10 protein-coding genes are annotated in these 15,255 nt (G+C 47.4%); 5 read left to right on the top strand and 5 right to left on the bottom strand.

The annotated features are described in order from the left end of the window. Window positions 1–30: 30 nt before the first annotated feature. From RTR63_RS04450 to RTR63_RS04460, 3 genes are all read right to left on the bottom strand, one after another. Entirely contained in the window at window positions 31–1,689 is a 1,659-nt protein-coding gene (locus tag RTR63_RS04450) for a phospholipase D family protein (protein ID WP_312522882.1), read from the bottom strand. Between the two features lie 38 nt (window positions 1,690–1,727). Continuing rightward, complete coding sequence (locus RTR63_RS04455; protein ID WP_312522884.1) at window positions 1,728–2,633, bottom strand: crotonase/enoyl-CoA hydratase family protein; 906 nt, start codon at window positions 2,631–2,633, stop codon at window positions 1,728–1,730. A 191-nt stretch (window positions 2,634–2,824) separates the two neighbouring features. Then, the gene (locus tag RTR63_RS04460; protein WP_312522886.1) at window positions 2,825–6,160 is read right to left on the bottom strand and encodes an ATP-binding protein; all 3,336 of its coding nucleotides are present in this window, start codon (window positions 6,158–6,160) and stop codon (window positions 2,825–2,827) included. Between the two features lie 378 nt (window positions 6,161–6,538). Between RTR63_RS04460 and cysM the strand changes: the two genes are divergently transcribed. Genes cysM through RTR63_RS04475 form a run of 3 tightly spaced genes read left to right on the top strand, consistent with a single transcriptional unit; the run spans window position 6,539 to window position 9,081 of the window. Further along, entirely contained in the window at window positions 6,539–7,462 is a 924-nt protein-coding gene (gene cysM / locus RTR63_RS04465) for a cysteine synthase CysM (RefSeq protein ID WP_282850222.1), read from the top strand. A gap of 39 nt (window positions 7,463–7,501) precedes the next feature. Then, complete coding sequence (locus tag RTR63_RS04470; protein WP_312522889.1) at window positions 7,502–8,380, top strand: 3'-5' exonuclease; 879 nt, start codon at window positions 7,502–7,504, stop codon at window positions 8,378–8,380. Further along, window positions 8,377–9,081: a fumarylacetoacetate hydrolase family protein gene (locus tag RTR63_RS04475; protein ID WP_312522891.1), complete on the top strand. Its 705-nt coding sequence runs from the start codon at window positions 8,377–8,379 to the stop codon at window positions 9,079–9,081. Before RTR63_RS04470 ends, RTR63_RS04475 begins: the two co-directional genes overlap by 4 nt. A gap of 81 nt (window positions 9,082–9,162) precedes the next feature. Here the strand turns inward: RTR63_RS04475 and RTR63_RS04480 are convergent, their stop codons facing one another. Then, entirely contained in the window at window positions 9,163–12,129 is a 2,967-nt protein-coding gene (locus RTR63_RS04480) for an insulinase family protein (protein ID WP_312522893.1), read from the bottom strand. A 246-nt stretch (window positions 12,130–12,375) separates the two neighbouring features. On the opposite strand from RTR63_RS04480, the gene RTR63_RS04485 reads away from it, so the two are divergent. Both RTR63_RS04485 and RTR63_RS04490 read left to right on the top strand, forming a co-directional pair. After that, window positions 12,376–12,915, top strand: coding sequence for a DinB family protein (locus tag RTR63_RS04485; protein WP_096489519.1), 540 nt, complete (start codon window positions 12,376–12,378; stop codon window positions 12,913–12,915). 38 nt (window positions 12,916–12,953) lie between these two features. Then, window positions 12,954–13,967, top strand: coding sequence for an adenosine kinase (locus RTR63_RS04490; protein ID WP_312522896.1), 1,014 nt, complete (start codon window positions 12,954–12,956; stop codon window positions 13,965–13,967). Window positions 13,968–14,063: 96 nt separating this feature from the next. Here the strand turns inward: RTR63_RS04490 and RTR63_RS04495 are convergent, their stop codons facing one another. Continuing rightward, a complete protein-coding gene (locus tag RTR63_RS04495; protein WP_312522897.1) occupies window positions 14,064–15,239 on the bottom strand; it encodes an isovaleryl-CoA dehydrogenase in 1,176 nt (391 codons plus the stop codon). Between the last annotated feature and the right edge of the window lie 16 nt (window positions 15,240–15,255).

The raw sequence follows: 15,255 nt of genomic DNA on the forward strand, positions 1-15,255 counted from the left end.
GCGAATGCTGTAGTTCATAACAATGACAGCTTATAAAAATTTTTCAAGCGGCAGGTGCGATAGCATCCATACTAGCGTACGCTGCCAAGCCTTGGTTTGTGGCTCTTCATCATACGTGACGATTTGACCGTTTTCGAGCGTTGACCACTGAATATTGTCATCTTTGAGCGACAAGGTGTAGCTGGTTGTTGGCAAGGCCTGCAAAAATTCATTGCGGATTTTGTTGGCAAGTACAGGGTGGGCGATGGCAACGCCAAGTTCGGTATTGGTCAAGGCTGAACGCGGATCAAAGTTGAATGAGCCGATATACACCTTTTCACCATCGCTTTCAAACGTTTTGGCATGCAAGCTGGTTGCAGAGCTTCCCGTCAAGTAGGAATCACGCAGGTTGTCTTTGATGGCATTGGGCTTTAATTCATATAGCTTGACCCCAGCTTTGAGTAAGTCTTTGCGGTGTTTGGCATAGCCAGAATGTACGAGCTTGACATCGGTGGCGCTCATGGCATTGGTCAAAATATTCACCGCTACGCCTTTTTTTGCAAGGTTGATAAAATAGTCTTTGCCTTGCTCCGTGGGTACAAAATACGCAGAGATTAAATTGAGTTCACGGCTGATTTTACCTAAGCTTTGGTTGATGTCTAACCCTTGGGTATTGGCTTTGCTGCCCAGTTTGTCAGGATTGTCCGTCAATAGCTGGACGTTTGCCCAGTAGAGCGGCAGTTTTCGTTGTTTGATTTGGTTGACAAAGTCGATTGCCACCAAGCGCTTTAGATAGTCGTTTTTCAGCTTTAGCACAGGGTCGAGTTGTTGCGACGCAGGTTTATCGGCTTTTTGGGTTTTTGGGGTGAACACTTGGTTTAGGGCGGATGCCTCAGGTTTTTCGACCAAATCGGTGATAGGAAAAGCCAGTTTATGGTTCCAATATTGGTCAAATGCTTGTGACATTTGCGGCACAATATGCCCAACCATCAGCACATCTAGGTCAGAAAATACCATCTCTTGGTTTAAAGAAAAATACTCATCCCCGATATTACGCCCGCCTGTGATGGTGATTTGGCTATCAGCGGTGATAGATTTGTTGTGCATACGATGATTGAGCCGCTCAAAATCGCCCACAAACCCTAGCCAGCGCCACGAGCGAAAACGATTGGGGTTCATCAATCTCACTTCAATATTGGGGTGTTCATTGAGTACCCACAGCGTTGGGTCGAGACCACGGGTATTGTTGTCATCTATCAATAATCGCACGCGCACACCGCGCTCTGCCGCTTCTTTGATGGCTTGGAACATCAGATTGCCAGTGATGTCGTTATTCCAAATATAATACTGCACATCTAGCGTTTTCTCTGCGGTGCTAATGAGCAGCATACGTGCGGCAAACGCATCCATACCATCTGGCAAGGGATAAACGCCCGTTTTTTGTGGATTGCTTTTAACCAATTCTGCGATGCCATCGGCCATGCTTTGCGAGCCAAATTGGCGAAAACGGCTGGAGGGCTCATCAGGTGGCATATCGGTTGCCACCGTTTTTTGATTGTCTTTGGTAATGACAGCGGTTTGATACGTGCTGGATTTGCCCGAGTTGGCAGGCAGACGACCCCACCAGGCGATAAAAAACAAAATCGCCATAGCTACCAAAAATAGGCTGGCTAAAAAAATAAGACGACGTTTGAACAGGGGTCTTAGCATGATGGCACTCACCAAGGTCAATTAAGCCATGGGTTAAATTAGTTAAATTGACGCTCAATAAATTTGACGGTTTCATCCTTGGCTTTTTTGACGGCAAGCTTGCGGTTTTGTCCCAGCAGTAATTTGATTTGCCACAGTTTTTCTTGATACAAGGTTGTTGCAGGCGTGTGATACATGGCATTGATGATGCGTTTGCTCGCCAAGACGGCATCGGGGGAGCGATTACTTAATTCTGTGACCAAATTCTTCGCAACTGCCATTGGCGTGTCGCTTAGATGGCTGACCACACCGTAGTCAAAGGCCTGCTGCCCATCAAAAATCCGTGCCGTCATCGCTAACTCCTTTACGATGTCGGCGCGTAGCACCCCCATCGCAGACTGGGTCAGTCCCATATCCGCTACCAGTCCCCATTTGGCTTCCATAATGGCAAATTGGCAATCCGCTGTGGCGATACGAATATCGGTCGCCAGTGCCAACTGTAGTCCTGCGCCAAGGCAATGTCCATGCAATATACTGATGACAGGCATCGGCAGTTCTCGCCACACAAGGCACACTTTTTGAAATTTACTTTGAAACGGTTTGATAAGCTCCCAAGCGACTTGTTTTAGATTTTTTGGGTTGTTTAAATCCGCCAAATCAATGCCGGTAGAAAAGCTTTTACCTTCACCTGCCAAAATCACCGCCCGCACGTCCGTCCATGTGGTGAGCAGGTGGGCTAAATCAATGAGTTTATCCATCAACGCAAAACTTAACGCATTGCGCTTGTCAATCCGTGTCAGCCAAACAATGACGCTATCATCACCGCTAAGTTCCAAACGCACATCGGGCGCAAGGTTATCGTTTGCCGCTTTGATACGCTGCGCTAAAGATGAAGCAGTAGCACGCTGAAAAAATGGCAAAAACCCTACACCCGGCAATACTTTCGATACCGACAAAACTGACATACGCATCCTTAAAATTTGACCAACCCAATACACTTAAAAAATGTTGCGAAAACGCAATGATTTGCAATCATTAATCTCACTTTACTGATTTTGTTGGTTGGGCACAAGAGGCGATATCAGACGATACGTTTAAGAAAGGTAACGTGAAATGGCAAGTGTGCTAAACCTAGGCGGCATTGTGGTGATGGGTATCAAATCATCTTCCAAGTCATATCGTTTTCTTTGAGCTGGGCATATTTGAGTGCAGGGAATTGACTCAAATCAGCCTGTGCCAAGTTATCAAGCGCTTGTAGCATTTGCTCATAATAAGGTGCCAAAATGGCAAATTGCGCAGGTGAGCTATTGTTGATATTTAGCAAGCACTTGTCTTCAAGATTTTGACTGGCTTGACGTAGCTGTGGTACGCCGGTATAACGACTCGCCCCTAAAATGCGATGCGCCGCGTGGGACAAGGCTTGCCTGTCGTGGCGCTGCCAAGCTTGCTGCAAGTCACTTTTTTCCTGCTCAATCGATTCAATCAGCAGGGTAATTAAATTGGCTGCCAAATCAGGCTTACCTGCTACCCGCATCACCGCATCATCCCAATCAATGACCGCAAGACTTGCTAGTGACTCAGCGCTATGCTGACTGCTGACCGATGGTAGGCTTGGTAGATTAGCGTTGTCATCGGTGGTAGTCGCTGAGGCGGCTAATGGCGTATGAGCAAATACCGCACTCTCTTTGGGGGTTGCAGGTGCAGTACGCAGGTTATTTGCCCCAGACGCTATAGGCGCTATCGAGCGCGCCGAGATGGGTGAGTTGATAGCAGATTTGTCAGAAGCCACATCAGCGGTTGAGTCAAAAGTCACATCAGCGGACACGGACGTGCTGTGTTTACCCAACCAACGTTGCAGGATTTGCAATAACTGGGCTTGACTAATTGGTTTGCCCACATAGTCATCAATCCCAGATGCCAATAATGTATCGCGTTCATCGGATAGACTATGCGCGGTCAGGGCAATAATCGGAATATGTTGATGTCCTGCTTGCGTTTCAACCTTACGGATTTGGATGGCGGCTTCACTGCCTGACATTCTTGGCATTTGAATGTCCATAAAAATCAAATCCACGGCGGTATCGCTTTGTGACTGGTGCGTGGTGATGTATTCAATGGCGTCAAACCCACTATTAACCGTCACCACATTAATGCTCAGCTCAGCCAATAACGCTTCTAGTACCAACAAATTGGGCAGATGGTCATCCACGGCAAGCACAGTAAAACCATGCCACTGCGGCAGTGTAGGCTCTTGGCTGCTGGCAGAATTGCTATCAAGCAGCTGGTAAAGCTGGCGACGATCGAGCGGCTGATACAAGGCTTGTGCTTGATAACGCGACAACAATTCTGGCTCAAGATTGACTTGATAGCCAAATAGTAGCAATTTACCGGCATAATGTAAGCGTACTTGTTTGAGCAGCGACGTGGTATCCTCAGTGGTGCCATTGTCCACGATGACCCAATCCCAATGATTGCCTGTTTCTTTGAGCGATTCAAGTAGGCTTGCTAGCGTACTTGCGGTAGTAATGGCAATCGGTAATTCACGCAGCGAGCCTTTTAACACTTGTAAGCTTGCAGGATGGTCAATCCATACCAAGATATTTACCGCAGCAGTGGTATCAGCCGCCACATAACCGGCATCGGTTTTTGGCGGGACGATGGCAGGTAACTGCCAAATGGGGTCATGGATAAGCAGCCGCTGCTGCTCTTGGTTACTGATGGTCATCGGCAAGGTAAACCAAAACGTCGTGCCTTTGATTTTGTGCGATTGGCTCGCATCACCCGCTTGCTCAGTGGCGTTGTCATAAAAACCAATATTGCCGCCCATCAGATAGGTAAGCTGTTTTGAAATCACCAACCCCAACCCCGTACCGCCGTACTGGCGAGTAATCGAAGGATCGCCTTGCGAAAAACTTTGAAACAGCACTTTTTGATGCTCAGGCGAAATCCCTCGCCCTGTGTCTTGCACACTGATATGAATTAAATCATCGATGTCATCATCCAGACTGACCCGCACAATGACCTCGCCATCATCGGTAAATTTGATGGCGTTGTTAACAAGATTGGTCAAAACCTGCTTGGTGCGTAACGCATCCCCTACTAGATAATGCGGCACATCGTCATAGAAGAACACCGCCAGCCGTAAATCTTTCTCTGCCGCGAGTGGCGATAGCATATCCACCACATCGTAGATACTGGCATACAGGTCAAATTCATGACTATCCAGTACCAGTTTGCCGGCTTCAATCTTAGAAAAATCAAGCACGTCATTGACCAGTGCTAATAGGTGCGCTGAAGACTTACGAATCGTTTGCACGTACAAGTCTTGCTCGGCATTTAAGCCGCCATGACGGGATAATAGGTTGATAAAGCCGTCAATACTGTTAAGTGGGGTGCGTAATTCGTGACTGATATTGGCTAAAAATGCTGATTTGGTTTGACTGGCTGAAACCGCCGCATCACGCGCATTGCGAATTGAGATGTTTTGCATCTCCATCTCGTCAAAAGCCAATCGCAAATCATCTTCGGTCTGCTCGGCGTGATTTTTGAGTTCTTGGAAACTTTTATGCAGACGTCTTAAGGTCTTGACCAAATCCTGTTGCAGTTGGTTGATTTCACCACTGGCGTTAATGGTCATCGGTTTATACAGGTTGTTGGCGTTGGTGCGCTGCAAATGTAACCGCATCTCATAAATCGGCGCAATCCAGCGTCTAGCATATATGTGGGTGGTCAATAGCAGCAGTAAAATAGTAAAGAGTCCGGTAATCGCTAACGCCAACATCACTTGATAGCGAGCCACTTGTAGCGGCTCATTATCAATATTGACAATAAGCCACAACGTCGGTAGTGGGGCAGTCGCATTGGCGGGTGGGCTTAGTACCAATTTTCGACCAAATAAGCTACTACCCTTGCTATTAAACAGGCTATTGGATTGGGTGTTGAGCTGCGTCAGCAAATAAGTTTGCTGTGTATTGCTTTGCGCCTCAAGGTGGCGTCCCAAAAAAGGCAACAAGCGCGGATTGGGCTGTTGTGACAAATCACCAAAACTGACCAACACGTTGCTTTGTTCGTTGACAATCGCCACGCCTTGCAAGTGTTTGTCGTTGATGGCATTTTGTAGGGCAAATTTCACATTGGCTTGTAGTGTCGCCAATTCTTTGGGTGACAGCTCAGCTTTATTTGCGCTGTCTTTGTTTAAGTTATCTTTATTTAAGCCATCTTTACTTAAGCTATTATCGTTATTAGGCTGAGTGGTATTTGTAGATAGCGCTTGGTTGATTTTAATCAGATTCGTCTGCATAGAAGCGGCGACTGGCTGCAGAGTCACTAGCAAATTATCCGCGGTTGATTGCTGAATGGTACGCGCAGCACGGCTGGTATCCGATAACACCAAAAAACCACCCGTCAACGCGAGTGCGCTAATCGGCAAAAACACCAATAGTATCAACTGTCCATAAGCGGTGGAAAAATCCAAGTGAAATCGTTTGCTCACATTGCTAGCCTTGCATCAGCCTAATTTAGGCATCAGACTTTTTATCAGGGTTTTGGGGTATAGCGTTTCATTTTATAGGATTTTAGCCAATTTTGCTTGGGTAGCTGGGGTTTTTGTCGCAAGTAAATTTTTGACAAGTCTATACCCTAGCAAAAAATCGAGATAAAATCAGATGGGGTAGCGGTGGAAAAATGACTTGCACAATAATCATGATTCGCCACTGACGGGTGATACGAATTTTGCTAAACTACGCGCGCAATCCAAAAAAATTACTGTTAAAAAAACTAATTAACGCTAGCTAATCTATAAGATAGACTAAATGCGTCTGCTCAAAACTCGTCTTATCAAAAGTTCATCGCCAAAAACTAAGGTTGTCTTATGACCCATAATAATTTCATCACTGAAACCAGCACGCTCAATGACTGCATTGGACATACGCCACTGGTCAAGCTGGCGCGATTTGCACCGCAAACCGACCAAGGCACAGCCACCCTGCTTGCTAAACTTGAAGGCAACAATCCAGCGGGCTCAGTGAAAGACCGCCCTGCCTATAACATGTTTTATCAAGCGGAACTGCGTGGTACTATCAAGCCAGGCGACACCATCATTGAGGCCACCAGTGGCAATACAGGCATCGCCCTTGCGATGGTCGCGGCAATGCGCGGCTATGCCATGACGCTGATTATGCCTAGCAACTCTACCCAAGAGCGTAAAGACGCGATGGCAGCGTATGGGGCGACATTGATTGAAGTCGATAACATGGAGTCGGCACGTGACCTTGCCCAGCAAATGCAGGCAGAAGGTAAAGGCATCGTACTCGACCAGTTTAACAACCCTGACAACAAACAAGCGCATTATCTGACCACAGGTCCTGAGATTTGGCAGCAAACCAATGGCACGATTACCCACTTTATTAGCTCAATGGGGACCACAGGCACCATCATGGGCGTGTCCAAATACCTAAAAGAGCAAAACCCAAACGTGCAAATTATCGGTTTACAGCCCGCTGAAGGCGCTAATATCGCAGGGATTCGCCGATGGCCAGCCGCCTATTTGCCAAAGATTTTTGAGCCAAGTTTGGTGGATAGGGTGATGGACATCGAGCAGCACGATGCGGAAGTGTTTATGCGTAAGCTTGCCCGCGAAGAAGGGCTTTTTGCGGGGGTGTCATCAGGTGGGGCGGCGTGGGCAGCATACCAAATCGCTAAAGAACACCCGGATGCGGTGATTGCATTTATCGTCTGTGACCGTGGCGATCGTTATCTATCAACAGGGTTGTTTGGGATTAAAGATGACGCTTAATACCTGATAACCTAAAGCAGAAACTAACAAGGAAGTATTATGGCTACGCCAGCGCCGATTTTAGTATTTGATATCGAAACCATACCCGATGTTGCCACAGGCAAGCGGCTATACCCTGAGTTGGCTGGGTTATCGGATAACGATGCCATGACCAAGCTTATGGCACTGCGTGAGCAAGATGTTGGGCATCCTTTTATGCCCCTGCCTTTGCACCAAATCGCATGTCTTTCGGTGTTGTGGGTGGCGGGCGGCAAAATGACCCTAAAATCGCTGTCGCTGGCTGACCATAGCGAAGCGCAAATGATTCAAACCTTTTTTAATGCCATTGAAAAAAATCCGTTGTTGGTGAGCTGGAATGGCAAGGGCTTTGATATACCCGTCATGGTGTATCGGGCATTGCAGCATGGCTTGACTGCGCCCAAGCTGTTTAGCCAAACCGGTGAGATGAGATACAACAACTATATCAACCGCTATCATGACCGTCATACCGATTTGATGGTGAAACTTGCCATGAATAGCACGTCGCAAAAACTCGATGTCGTCGCATCTCTATGCGGCTTTGCAGGCAAGCAAGCGTTGGACGGCTATGATGTGGTGCCTATGGTGCAAGCAGAAGCATGGGATAAGCTCACCACTTATTGCGAGAGCGATGTGCTCAATACTTGGCTGATTTTTTTGCGCTACCAAAGACTGACGGGACAGTTTTCAGCTGAACAAAGTCAGCAATGGGAATCCACCACCCGAGACTATCTGCAATCGTTCACCAATCAAGACAATAGCCTGCGCCATGATAAGTTTTTGCAAGCGTGGCAACCTGCTAGCAATTTAGCAGCTGACCAGCATGTCACTCATGTCACTGATATTGCCATCACCCAGCCGCCATCTGATACTCCAACCAACCAAGTAGAATCACCATGAATACCATTTTTCCACCCAGGCCAGTGGTGGCACTGCCCATCCATCAATCCGAGCAAACCTTTCCTGTCCGCCGCGTGTATTGCGTGGGGCGCAACTATGCCGACCACGCCCGAGAAATGGGCAGTGACCCAGACCGTGAGCCGCCATTTTTCTTTTGTAAAGCCAGTGACAGCGAGTCGATTATTGCGGTTCGACCCGATAGCATTGCCCAATTGCCTTATCCGACTAAAACGCAAGCGCTACATTATGAAGTAGAATTGGTGGTTGCGATTGGCAAAGCGGGTGCCAATGTGAGTGTATCACAGGCTCATGAGCTGATTTTTGGCTATGCCGTGGGGCTCGACATGACGCGCCGCGACTTGCAAAACGAAATGAAAAAATCGGGTCGCCCGTGGGAGATTGGCAAGGCGTTTGACTATTCGGCACCCATTGGCGAAGTTTATCCCGTTGCTAGCGTTGTTGAGATACAACAAGCGAATATTTCACTGGCGGTCAATGGGGAGCCCAAACAACAAGGCAATATCAATCAGTTAATTTGGAATGTGGCAGAGACCATTGCCAATTTATCTGAGTTTTTTGAACTCAAAGCAGGGGATTTGATTTTTACAGGGACGCCAGCGGGCGTCGGTGCGGTGGTCAAAGGCGATACCATCCTCGCGCAAATTGACGGACTGGGTAAAATTGAGTTGCTGGTTGTGTAAAACTTCGAGTATAAAAGATGAAAAAAGGCGCTAATAACAGCGCCTTTTTTATTAAGATGATTAATTTTATTGTTACGTTTGTTATAGCACTTTTTCAATCTGAAAACCCATCTTTTGCATGAGTTCAGCTTTATCAAACGGCGCAAGGCTGGCACGAGTAAATGGCTTGTCTTTAAGATAAGTTCTTGTTACCCGCTGTAAATCATCAAGGCTGACCGCCAAGATTTTGGCACGCATCGCTTGTTGCCAGTCTTTGCCGCGACCATGTAACTCAGCAAACAGCGCCTTGACCGCTTCACCCGCCGGGCTTGCGGGCTTATCCATGCCTGCCATCAATCCTAAAATCGCTTCTTCAATCCAAGCATCGGTTTTTTCGCCTGTAGATTGCGCGAGTAACCAATCAATACTACCCAAGAAGTCATCAAACGTGGCTTGGTCACGCGGGTCACGGTAGCTATAAAACTTGAAAGAACAGGCATTGCTATCATAGCTCGCGCCGCCGCCATACGCCCCGCCTTGCTCACGAATGGTACGATGCAGATAGTTGTTGCGTAGCACGCTTGAGAGCACCATCAAGGCAGGGGCATCGGGATGGTCGGTCGGCACGGCAGCAAAGACAAGCGCATGATGAAATACATTGGTTTGCGCAAGCCACGCGATATCGCTACCGTCAGTGGTAATGGGCGATTCGATTAAGGTATCGGCAGGCTCGTCAACAGGCGCTTGCCAGCTCTCGCTAATCGCTTGTTGCAGCGTCGGTAATATCTCTGCTTCGGCGATGATAAGCACTTGCTTTGGCAGGGCTTTGATGTAGCTATGTAAAGTAGCTAATCGCTCTCCGAGCTTTTGCCATGCACTGCTATCTTGCTCCGCTTGCTGCAAAAATTCAGTTAAGCTATTTAATGCAGGCAAACCACCGCGTACATATTCAAGACGGGCGATTTTACTGGTGTTGCGGCTCGCTGTTTGCATGGCATACGCATGACCTGCATTGGCAAGGCGCGATTGCCAGCCCATTTGTTTTTGGGTCAGTAGCTCTTCCATCCGCGCATATTCGGTAAAAATAGTGTCGTTGAGCACTTCTTTAACCAGCTCAATCGCTTCAAATTTACGTGACAATGAGCGGGTAGCGACCACCAAGAAGCTATCCATTTTTTCGGGATTATCAGGTGACGTGCGCTGGCTGATTCTGACAGTCACACCGCTTGAATGGCGTGCTTGTCGCGCTTGAAATGCCAAGGCATCGTGTTTGCGCGTGCCCACTTCGCTGATCAAGCTCAGATAGGTTGGTAAATCTGGATGATTGATGAGCGCTTCATGACCTTCTAGGGGTATAATCACTTGATAATAGTACAGACCATTGGTGCCTGCTTCATATTCATACAACGTACTTGGCACACCACTTAAAGTGATATCGCGTTTTGTACCTGTTTTAAATTGAATTTGGGCAGGAATATCCGCCAATCCCACTTTGGGTAGCAAATCCACATCATCAGGCGTAGCTTGGCGTTCGGCAAGGGCTTTGGCTTGGCTGATGAGTGCATTACGGGTGTCATCGGTCAGTGCCGCTGCGATGGTGTCAAGTTTGGCTTGCTCATCCTTGGCTTGTTGCTCAGATTTGCTCGCATCAGGGATGAGTGTCAAGCGCACGCGATGCGGATTGTCGAGCAAAAAGCTGCGAATCAAATTGGCGATAAAATCAGGATTTTGTACTTGCTCACGTAGCCAGTTTAGGTTTTCATCGATGTCCCACACATGCATGGGGTCACCGTCGTGGATAGCAGTACTAAAGCCTTCAAGCATCAAATTTAGACCATATGGCATACTATCGCCACCGATATGACGTTGGTCGATTTCGATTTGGTGCAAAATGGTTTCAATCGCTTCACTGTCCACAGGCTGGTCCGCCACTTGTTTGAGTAAGTCCAAAATTCCTTGCTCAATGGCATCGCCATGCTCAGGCTCAGAGCCACGGACACCCGCATAAAACACCATCTGATAATGGCTGTCATCCAAGCCCAGTAGCGGCGTTGGGGCAGATGCCAGCGGATGGCTATCAAGATACGCCCGCAGCGGCGAACCTGCATGTTCAACCAATACGCCTTCAAGTAATCGCATAGCCAGGCGCTGTTTACCGTCTAAAATCGATGGTAATAACCATGCCATGACGTGATGGGTTTGTTTGGGTTTCACCGTATCGACACTGTAAGTGTCCGTCACGCTGATTGGCGCGGTCAATGATTTTTCAAGTCGTGAGGCGTGTTTTTGCCCTTTAGCAAACGCTTTGCCTGCCACCGCCAATGCATCCTCATGGATACGGGCTTGGGTCTCTGCCACAGGGATATTGCCAAAGCTCATCACCACCGCATTGCTTGGGTGATAGTGACTTTGATGAAACTTGACCAAATCGGCGTGGTTAAGCTCAGTAATAGCAGCAGGCTCACCGCCAGAATTGTAGTGATAAGTGGTTGTGGGGAATAAATGACGCGCCAGCGTATGATACAACTGGTCAATCTCGCCACTCATCGCGCCTTTCATTTCATTAAACACAATGCCCTTATACTGGGGTTTGCCGTCATCATCAAGCTCCACACGAATCCCTTCTTGGGCAAAATCGAGCGGATTTAAACTTGGGAAAAATGTCGCATCTAAATACACCGACAACAAGTTAAAATAATCTTGACGGTTTTGGGTGGCAAACGGATACGCCGTCCAATCTGCCGCGGTAAACGCATTCATAAACGTATTGAGCGAGCGCTTAATCATGCTAAAGAACGGGTCGCGCACGGGATATTTTTCAGAGCCACACAGACTGGTATGCTCCAAAATATGCGCCTCACCGCGGTCGGTCATCGGCTGGGTGCGAAAGCCAATCATAAAGGCATTTTCATCACTCGGGTGGGCGAGGTGATAATGAATCAATCCAGTGGCGTTATGTTCGCTCACCAGTACATCAAGCGATAACGCATCGATGCGCTCATGAGAGCGTAGGGTAAAAGAAGGGTGCAGGGTCAAATCTAAAGCAGAGTCGTGAGAAGTTGCGGGCATGAAGTTACCTGTGTGTCATCATAATATTTGTCAGAATTTATCAGCAAAACCAATTGTAAAAAACAGAAAGTATAGCAGTTTTGTCGGATTTATTTTTGAGAAATGGGGGTCAAAATCGTTTTATTAAAGAGAAAATGACTTATTGTTATCAAGTAAAGTTTCAATTTTTACAGTAAAATGCTGCTACGGATTTGGACAATAAAGTCTGCTATGATAAACCAGCCTTAGAATAAAAATGGAAAAATCATGCGAAAGCCCATGTTTCAACTATTTGCAAACTATAATCAAAACTTGAATCAAGCAATGATTCAAGCGATGAAACAACTTGATACCGATAGTTTACTTAAAAATCAGCACGCATTTTTTGGCTCAATTTTAGGTACCATGAATCATTTGATGGTAGGGGATTTAATTTGGTTAAATCGTTTCAACCAGTTTTTTAATTTTAAAAGTTTACAGATTTTAGCCAATTTTCCAAAGCCGACTGCTTTAGATACGTTATTGTTTGACAACTTAACAGCCTATGCAACTGCAAGAACTGAGCTTGACAATATCATTATAGCTTTGGTGGAAGATGTGACTGAAAGCCAATTGCAACAGCCGATGATTTATCACAATACCAAAGGACAGACATTTAACCGAGAATTTGGTTTGTTACTCAGTCACTTTTTTAATCACCAAACACACCATCGTGGACAGGCTACTACATTGTTATTTCAGCAAGGAGTAGATGTTGGCGTGACAGACTTTTTGCTAGTAATTCCCAATCAATTATCAGACATGTAAAAAAACTTAAAAGTATTATCCAAAGAAGGAAAATCAACATGGCAAAAATCGTCGCCATCGGCAATGCGTTAGTCGACAGTGAATTTGTCGTCACCGATGCACAGCTTCACGCCACAGGCCTGACCAAAGGCAATATGACCCTAGCCAGTCACAGTGAGCAAGCTGACCTCATCGCCTCGCTCACCACGCAAAACATCACCGCAACCAAACAAGCCGGCGGTGGCTCGGCTGCCAACAGTATCTATGCCGCCGCAAGCCTTGGTAGCGATACTTTTTATGCTTGCCGAGTCGGTGAAGACGAGGCAGGGCGTTTTTATTTGGCGGATTTAAATGCCGCAGGTATCAAGACATCTACCAAGTCATTTGCTGATGGTACTACAGGCAGTTGTATGGTGATGGTGACCCCAGATGGCGAGCGCACCATGCAAACGCATTTGGGCACTTCAGCAGAAATCAGTGAAACCGATATTGAGTTTGATGCGCTCAATGATGCTGATTGGTTGTATCTTGAAGGTTATCTCGCTATGTCACCCTCGGTACAACAGGCGATTGCCCAGCTAAAACAACAAGCTAAAGACAAAGGGGCTAAAATCGCGGTCAGTTTTGCCGACCCTGCCGTGGTCAAGTTTGGTCGCGAAGGACTTGATGCCATGCTAGAGGGTGGCGTGGATGCGGTGTTTTGTAACTTTGATGAAGCGCAGCTATTTACCCACCAAACCAGTCACTCGCAAGCGGCAGCAGCGTTATTGTCAGTTGCCAATATGGCAGTGATGACCAATGGTGCAGCAGGGTCAATCATTGCAGTACGAGACGATGTTTCACGTGAAACAAAATTGATTGACGTGGCATCGTTACCCGTTGACCAAGTGCTAGATACCAATGGCGCAGGGGATAATTTTGCGGGCAGTTTTTTATATGCGCTATCGCACGGTCATGCGTTGGCAGATTGTGGCAAATTAGCCAGTAGCGTCGCAAGCCAAATTATTCAGCAGTTCGGACCACGTCTCAAACCGGCGCAATACCAAGCCATTTTCCAATCAACCTTAACATAGCACGTTGCTAATAAGGCGGATTTTGACAACCTATTTTGACAATCTAATAAAAAAGCCCTAGTTTTAGCTAGGGCTTGTGCTGACAAATCTAATCAATTAAGCGGTTTCGTTGAACAGCTCACGACCAATCAGCATACGCCGTACTTCGCTGGTACCTGCGCCAATCTCATATAGTTTGGCATCACGCCAAATACGCCCCAGTGGGTACTCATTGGTATAGCCATTGCCGCCAAAGATTTGAATACCTTCTCCTGCCATCCAAGTAGCTTTTTCCGCTGTCCACAAAATCACGCTGGCGCAGTCTTTGCGCACTTGGCGCACATGGTCTGAGCCTAGCATATCCAAGTTTTTGCCCACGGTGTAAAGAAAGCTGCGCCCTGCCTGTAAGGTGGTGTACATGTCCGCCACTTTACCTTGAATCAACTGGAATTCACCGATGGCTTGACCAAATTGCTTGCGGTCGTGGATGTAGGGAATGACGTTGTCCATCACCGCTTGCATCAGCCCAATGGGACCTGCGGCGAGTACCGCACGCTCGTAGTCCAAGCCACTCATCAATACTTTAACGCCGTTGTTAAGACCACCCAGAATGTTGTCGCTTGGCACTTCGACATTGTCAAATACCATCTCGCCTGTGTGGCTACCGCGCATACCGAGTTTGTCGAGTTTTTGCGCAGTATAAAAGCCTTTCATGCCTTTTTCTACCAAAAACGCGGTGATGCCTTTTGCTCCAAGCTCTGGGTTGGTTTTGGCGTACACCACCATCACATCGGCATCCGGTCCATTGGTAATCCACATTTTTGAGCCGTTTAATACATATACGCCACCTTTGTCTTCGGCACGTAGTTTCATGCTGGTGACATCTGAGCCGGCACCGGGCTCACTCATGGCTAAGGCGCCGATGAATTCACCGCTGATGAGTTTTGGCAAGTATTTTTGTTTTTGGGCGTCTGTACCGTTGCGTTTGATTTGGTTGATACATAAGTTGGAGTGCGCGCCATAGCTTAGCGCCACTGAGCCTGATGCGCGGCTGATTTCTTCCATGGCGACCATATGCGCCACATAGCCCATGTCCACGCCGCCGTAAGTTTCGGGTACGGTAATGCCATGCAGCCCAAGCTCGCCCATTTTTTGCCACAAGTCCATCGGGAATTGGTCGGTGCGGTCAAGCTCGGCAGCACGTGGGACGATTTCGGCATCGGCAAAGGCTTTGACGGTTTCGCGTAGGGCGTTGATGTCATCGCCAAGTTGGTAATCGAGTCCTAGGTTCATAGTCATTCCTTGTTTA

The organism is Moraxella sp. CTOTU47724 (assembly GCF_032014955.1).
In the GTDB taxonomy this organism is placed as follows: domain Bacteria; phylum Pseudomonadota; class Gammaproteobacteria; order Pseudomonadales; family Moraxellaceae; genus Faucicola; species Faucicola tetraodonis.

Excerpts from the sequence above, each read along its gene's own strand:
- RTR63_RS04450 (WP_312522882.1), bottom strand. The coding sequence starts at position 1,689 with ATGCTAAGACCCCTGTTCAAACGTCGTCTTATTTTTTTAGCCAGCCTA.
- RTR63_RS04455 (WP_312522884.1), bottom strand. The coding sequence starts at position 2,633 with ATGTCAGTTTTGTCGGTATCGAAAGTATTGCCGGGTGTAGGGTTTTTG.
- cysM (WP_282850222.1), top strand. The coding sequence starts at position 6,539 with ATGACCCATAATAATTTCATCACTGAAACCAGCACGCTCAATGACTGC.
- RTR63_RS04470 (WP_312522889.1), top strand. The coding sequence starts at position 7,502 with ATGGCTACGCCAGCGCCGATTTTAGTATTTGATATCGAAACCATACCC.
- RTR63_RS04475 (WP_312522891.1), top strand. The coding sequence starts at position 8,377 with ATGAATACCATTTTTCCACCCAGGCCAGTGGTGGCACTGCCCATCCAT.
- RTR63_RS04480 (WP_312522893.1), bottom strand. The coding sequence starts at position 12,129 with ATGCCCGCAACTTCTCACGACTCTGCTTTAGATTTGACCCTGCACCCT.
- RTR63_RS04485 (WP_096489519.1), top strand. The coding sequence starts at position 12,376 with ATGCGAAAGCCCATGTTTCAACTATTTGCAAACTATAATCAAAACTTG.
- RTR63_RS04490 (WP_312522896.1), top strand. The coding sequence starts at position 12,954 with ATGGCAAAAATCGTCGCCATCGGCAATGCGTTAGTCGACAGTGAATTT.
- RTR63_RS04495 (WP_312522897.1), bottom strand. The coding sequence starts at position 15,239 with ATGAACCTAGGACTCGATTACCAACTTGGCGATGACATCAACGCCCTA.